3 protein-coding genes are annotated in these 6,099 nt (G+C 72.2%); 1 reads left to right on the forward strand and 2 read right to left on the reverse strand.

The annotated features are described in order from the left end of the window. Positions 1–207: 207 nt before the first annotated feature. A complete protein-coding gene (locus VF697_RS35335; RefSeq protein ID WP_331102024.1) occupies positions 208–2,487 on the forward strand; it encodes a serine/threonine protein kinase in 2,280 nt (759 codons plus the stop codon). Positions 2,488–2,490: 3 nt separating this feature from the next. Here the strand turns inward: VF697_RS35335 and VF697_RS35340 are convergent, their stop codons facing one another. Together VF697_RS35340 and VF697_RS35345 are read right to left on the reverse strand one after the other, a co-directional pair. Continuing rightward, entirely contained in the window at positions 2,491–5,352 is a 2,862-nt protein-coding gene (locus VF697_RS35340; RefSeq protein WP_331102026.1) for a TonB-dependent receptor domain-containing protein, read from the reverse strand. A 106-nt stretch (positions 5,353–5,458) separates the two neighbouring features. After that, positions 5,459–5,908 carry an HIT family protein gene (locus VF697_RS35345; RefSeq protein WP_331102028.1) on the reverse strand — a complete coding sequence of 150 codons (450 nt, stop codon included), beginning with the start codon at positions 5,906–5,908 and terminating at the stop codon, positions 5,459–5,461. Between the last annotated feature and the right edge of the window lie 191 nt (positions 5,909–6,099).

Consider the following 6,099-nt stretch of genomic DNA (forward strand, 5'->3'; position numbering starts at 1 on the left):
GGGGGGGGCTGTACAAAAGTTCAGTACATGCCGACCCGGTAGATGGCTTCCGCCACCCCTCTCCCGTCCACGCCGATCCTCATGGTGGATCGACGGGGTCGACTCTAGGAGGACGGCTCCTCCCTCGGCAATTTCGCCCGCCTGCCTCCCGGCGGGCAGTCGACAGTGGGCGACCGATCCCGGGTTAGGATGGAAGCCCCCCGGGCCATGGACTTTCCGCCGATGAACGACGACTCCACCCAGTTCCCCCGCCCCCTCGGGCGCTACGAGCTCGTCCACCTGCTCGGACAGGGCGGCATGGGCGAGGTCTTCCTCGCCAAGATTTCCGGCGCCGCGGGCTTCGAGAAGCCCTGCATCGTCAAGACGATCCTCCCCGCGCTCCTCAAGGATCGGCAGTTCCTCGATCGCTTCCACCACGAGGCCAAGGTGCTGGTGCACCTCGTCCACTCGTCCATCGCGCAGGTGTACGACATGGGCGAGGCCGAGGGCACCTACTACATGGCCCTCGAGTACGTGGCCGGCGTGGACCTCTCCTTCCTCCAGGAGCAGGCGCGCACCGAGGGCCAGGCCCTCCCCGTGCCCGTGGCGCTCTACCTCGGCCAGCGCATCGCCGAGGGGCTCGGCTACGCCCACCGCAAGGCGGGCCCGGACGGCATGCCGCTGGGCATCGTCCACCGCGACGTCTCGCCCCACAACGTGATGGTTTCCTACGAGGGCGAGGTCAAGGTCATCGACTTCGGCCTCGCCAAGAGCGCCGCGCGCAGCAAGTACACCCTGCCGTCCACCGTCATGGGCAAGCTGGGCTACATGTCCCCGGAGCAGGTGCGCGCCGAGGCCGTCGACCACCGCAGCGACATCTACTCCTGCGGCGTGGTGGTGTGGGAGCTGCTCGCGGGCCGGCCTCTCTTCGCCCATGGCACCGTGGGCGAGATGATGGCCGCCATGTCCAACCCGTCGGTGCCCGCGCTGCACGAGCTCCGTCCGGACGTGGATCCGGCCCTCGACGCGGTGGTGCGCCGCGCGCTGGCCCCCACTCCCTCCGACCGCTACGCCCGCGCCGACGACTTCGCTCGCGCCCTCAACGAGCAGCTCCTGCGCACCGGCTCCAGCCTCGGTGCCGAGGAGGTGGGCAACTTCGTGCGCGCGCTCTGCCCGGAGGCCTTCGCATCCCAGCGCAAGCTCCTCTCACGCATCTCCAGCCCGGGCCTGCGCCGCACGCCCGCGCCCGACGGCACCTGGGTGCCCGTGAACACCGCCCGGTACAGCCCGCTTCCCCTACAGCCCTCCAGCGCAACCGACGGAGACTCCGGCTACGAGTCCACCCTGGTGCGCTCGGCCAGCGGCACCGCCACCCCGACGGTCTCTCCCGTGTCCGCCTCCGGGCCTCTGTCCGTGAGCCGCAAGGGCTGGACGGCGGCGATCGTCCTCGGGGCGCTCGGCCTGGTGGGGGCCTCGGCGGGGGTGACCGCGGTCATGATGACCCAGCGTCCACCGCCTCCACCTCCGCCGATGGAGCGGGGGGGTCATCCTCCTCCTCACGAGGGCGGGCCGGGGGGCCATCCCCCGCCATATCACCAGCGCCCCCCCCATCCAGGCATGCCGCCTCCGGGGGGTTCCGAGGGGAGGCCGCCTCCAGGGGGTCCGGGAGAGGGCCCCCGCTCGTTCGGCGAGGCCCGACCCCATCCCCGTGAGCCGGAAGCCGGCGACATGGCCGAGACGCCCGATGAGCCCGCGGTCGCGCCCACGAATTCCAAGCCGGACGCGGAGCCCATGCAGGTCGCCGCGCCGTCCGTGAAGCCGGCGGATGCGAAGCCGCATGCCGCCGAGTCGAAGCTCGTCCCCGCGGAGCACGTGGCGGGGATACGGCCCGGCGCCGGTGGGCTCTACATCATCCCGCAGCAGGGACGGCGGGCGGGGCTCACCCCGGGCATGGTCCTCCAGGTGGTGGCGGCGCCGGTGAACGACAAGAAGGCGAGGCTGCTCGGCGAGGCGACAGTGATGAAGGTGATGCCCCGGCGCACGCTGGTACAGCTCGACGATCAGGTGAGCGAGGCCGTGCGGACCGAGCCCGGCTTCGTGGTGCTTCCCGCGCGCTCCGCCTCGAGAGCCATGCCCGAGGCATCCGCTACCCCCGTCCAGCCCCCGGAGGACGCCGTTACGCCGGAGCCCCCCGAGCCGGTTCCCGCTCCCGCTCCGGCTCCCGCCAGCGTGCCGCGGGAGTTGAGCGGACGCATCACGTTCAAGAGCATCGGCCCCTTCGCCAGGCAGGTCATCCTCACCAACACGGACCAGCTCATCTGGAGCGGGTGCCTCCTCGTGAAGGGAGGGCGGGACATGTACGAGCTGGGCGGCATGGCCCCCGGCGGCACGCGGGAGATTCCGCTGGGCGACTTCAAGCCGGGTGGCCGGGACGTGCCCTACGTGGGCAAGGGCCGACTCGGCCTCTTCTGTGCCGAGGGTGCGCGGCTGTTTCCCGCGGACCTGTGAGCCTCAGAAGCTGCCGGTGAGCTGCAGCGTGAAGGTGCGCCCGTACTGGGGCACGGGCGCGGCGGCGCGCTCCTCGCCGAGCGGCAGGGCGTAGCGGTTGTCGAGCAGGTTCTGCACCCCGGCGAAGTAGCGCATGTGGGCCAGCTCGCCGGAGACGCCCATGCCGATGAGCAGGGCCTCGCCGTTGTCGGCGCCCTCCTTCGCCAGGCCGCGGGCGCTCTGGTAGGTGGCCTGGGTGGCCAGGCGCACGTCGCCATTGCCCAGGGGCAGCAGCAGTCGCCCGGAGGCGAGGTGCGCGGGCGTGGAGCTGATCACTTCGTCCGAGGCATTGCGCAGGGTGACGAAGGAGTAGCTCAGGTCCACCATGAGGTAGCGCCCCGGTTGCCAGTGCAGGCCCGCCTCGGCGCCCCAGGCGAGCGTCTCGCCGGGACGGTTGGTGAAGACGAGGCACAGCTCGCTGTTGGCCGGTCTGCCGCACCCGGGCGGGCCGTCCTCCGCCTCCAGCACCACGAGGTTGGAGATGCGGTTGTGGTAGCCGGACATGGTGAGGCGCAGCTCGTCCGTCAGGTCGTGCGCGTGCTCCAGCTCCAGGGTGGTGATGGTCTCCGGCTCCAACGTCAAGGCGGCCCGCTGGGTGATGAGGTTGTCGCTGTAGTAGAGCTCGTTGGTGTTGGGGGCGCGGAAGGCGCGGCCGGCCACCAGCTTGGTGAGACCCTTGTCATAGGGGCGGGCGATGAGCGACAGCCGCGGGGTGAAGGGGATGGTGTCCAGGTCGAGGTACTTGTCCACGCGCAGGCCCGCCGAGAGGCTCAGCCGCGGATGCAGGCGCCACTCGTCCAGCAGGTAGGCGGAGAGCAGCGTGCGGCGCCTCTCGGGCAGGGGCGTGGGGCCCTCGGGGCCGGAGTTCTCCTGCGCCACGAGCTGGCCCTGGCCCTCCAGCCCCACGGTGAGGCGGTTGCCGTCGAAGACGTCGAGGAGGAAGCGGGCCTCGGCGCTGAGCCAGTCGGCGCGGCCGGCCTCGCTGTCGGGCCGCACGACGCCGTCGGGCTGCTCATGCATATAGAACCCGCGGTAGCGGCTGGCGTCATAGGAGCCGCGCAGCGCCAGGTTCAGCCGCTTGCCCAGGGCCTTCTCGTAGCGCGCCTCGACGAAGCCGCGCACGTCCTCCACCTGGGTGCCGGCGGCGCCCAGCACGGTGTCGAAGGGCCCGGTGGGAATCTGCTTCTGGCGCCCGTGGAGCTGGGCCTGGAAGCTGAGGCCGCCGAAGCGGGCCCGCAGCGAGGCGGTGGCGGCGCGCTCCTCGTCCAGCCCGTTCACCACCGGCAGGCCCTCGCCCAGCCGGGTCGTCTCCGCGCCGTCCATGTTCAAGCCCGCCACGGACAGCAGCACCGAGTTGCGTCCGTCCTCCCACGCCGTGGTGGCGTGCAGCCGCAGGTTGCCCAGGGCTCCCACCGCGGCCGTCGCCTCCACCCGGCGCTCCAGGCCCAGCGAGTCGCGGGGCACCACGTTGATGACGGCGAAGAAGGCCCCCGTACCGTACAGGGCACTGCCCGGGCCCCGCACCACCTCGATGCGCTCCACCTCCTCGAGGTCCACCGACAAGTCCCGCGCCGAGTAGCCCTGGCCGGCCCACACGTCGTTGACGGCGTGGCCATCCCAGAGGATGAGGACGCGGGTGTTGAAGTCGCCCGGGGGCGCGAAGCCGCGCACGCCCAGGTAGGTGTACGTGCGGTCGTCGGACAGGAAGATGCCGCGCACGGCGGCCAGGGCCTCGGCCAGGGTGGTGTAGCCGAAGGCGCGCAGCTCCTCCTGGGAGATGACGGTGATGGAGGCGGGGGCCTCGTCCACGGAGAGCAGGTTCTTGGACGCGGCGCGCACCGGCGGCGGCTCGTAGCGCAGGTCCACGTGGATGCGCGTCTCCTGGTCGGCCACCACCGTCACCGTCTGGCGCTCGGGGCGCACGTCCCGGCTCTCCACCTCCACCGTGTGCTCGCCCTCGGGGAGGGTGACGACGGTGGGGGTGAAGCCGGTGGGGCGGCCGTCCACGCGCACCGAGGCGTTGTCGCGGTTGGCGGTGAGGATGAGGCGCCCGGTGGGCTTCTCCTGCACGCGCAGGGCCACCTGGAGGGGCACCGTGCCGTCGGCGGGCACGTCCACCAGGAGCTGGGCCGGGGCGTAGCCGGGGGCGCGCACGTGGAGCACGTGGGGGCCGGGCGTGAAGCGCAGCGTGCCGGGCACCCGGCCCACCACGGGGCCGTCCTGGGCGTCGCGCACCTCGGCGCCCGCGGGCGAGCCGGAGAGCACCACCGCGCCGGTGATGAGCTGGAGCGAGAACTCCGACGCCACGGAGCGGCCCCGCGCCACCGAGATGGACTCCTCGGCGGCCCGGTAGCCCGGCTTGCGCACCATCACCTTGTGGCGCCCGGGCGTCAGCGCGAGCGTCTGGGGCGAGAGGCCGCGGATGCCCAGGTCCTCGCGGTCCACGTACACCTCGGCGCCCGGGGGCTCGGTGGTGACGCGCACCAGGGCCACCTTGGGACGCAGCCGCTCCAGGGCGCGGCGCACCTCGGCCTCGTCGGCGTTGGGCAGGTTCTCCTGGGCGAGGTCGTTGTAGTAGCGGTAGGCCTCGTTGTAGCGCGCGAGCGCCTCGTAGCACCGGGCGATGTTGAAGAGGACGTTGCGGTTGGGAACGAGGCGGTAGCTGGTGAAGTAGGCGCGCAGGGCCTCGACGTACTGGCCATGGGCATAGGCCTCGTTGCCCACCTCGAAGGCCACGTCCGCTTCATCCGCGGTGTTGTTGGCCAGGGCGGCGGCGGGGGTGAGGAGCAGGGAGAGGACGAGGCAGCCGAAACGAAGCACGCGCATTGCCCGCCCATTCTTCCCCCGGAAGCCCGGCAGGTCCACGGAACGGCAGTGGAAGTCGTACCGCCGGAGCGGGTAGGGGGCCGGGCGGTGGGTGGGGCCGCTCCGGCTACCCCCCCAGGGCCGCCGCCAGCGCCCGGGCCGCCGCCTCCAGCTCCGCTTCCGGGCGCGCCTCGCCGGGGAGCGCGTCGAAGGCGCCCCGTCCCCACAGCCGCTGGGGCGTGTCCCGGTAGCGCGGCACCAGGTGCAGGTGGAAGTGGTGCAGCACGTCCCCAATGGCGAAGGCGTAGGCGTGCTCGGCGCCCAGCACCTCGCGCTGGGCCCTCATCACCCGGGCGGCGAAGGGGCCCAGCTCGCGTGCCGCCTCGTCGTCCAGGTCGTACAGGGCCCGCGCATGCCGCACACTGGAGAGCACCACCCAGCCGGGCAGCGGGCTGGGGGAGGCCACGCCGTGGAGCACCAAGGCCCCCGAGCGGGCGAGCACCCCTCCCACGGGGCGGGTGGCGCCGCTCACGAGGGCGCAGCCGAGACAGGGGTCATTCACGTCCACGGGGCTCATGGCGCACACGCTACCAGCGCTCGGCGGGCAAGTGTCCCCGGCTTGACGCCGACAGGGTGGGTCGGAGAGTGTCTCCCGCCGCTGCACGCGGGCAGGACATTCCAACCATTCAAGGTGGGGAAGATGAAGAAGCATTTGGCGGTGGTGCTGCCGCTCCTGGTGTTGGGGTGCACGGGGTCGGAGGACAAGGA

The organism is Archangium sp., assembly GCF_036388035.1.
In the GTDB taxonomy this organism is placed as follows: Bacteria; Myxococcota; Myxococcia; order Myxococcales; family Myxococcaceae; genus Archangium.

Coding starts and splice junctions, on each gene's coding strand:
- VF697_RS35335 (WP_331102024.1), top strand. CDS start 208: ATGGACTTTCCGCCGATGAACGACGACTCCACCCAGTTCCCCCGCCCC.
- VF697_RS35340 (WP_331102026.1), bottom strand. CDS start 5,352: ATGCGCGTGCTTCGTTTCGGCTGCCTCGTCCTCTCCCTGCTCCTCACC.
- VF697_RS35345 (WP_331102028.1), bottom strand. CDS start 5,908: ATGAGCCCCGTGGACGTGAATGACCCCTGTCTCGGCTGCGCCCTCGTG.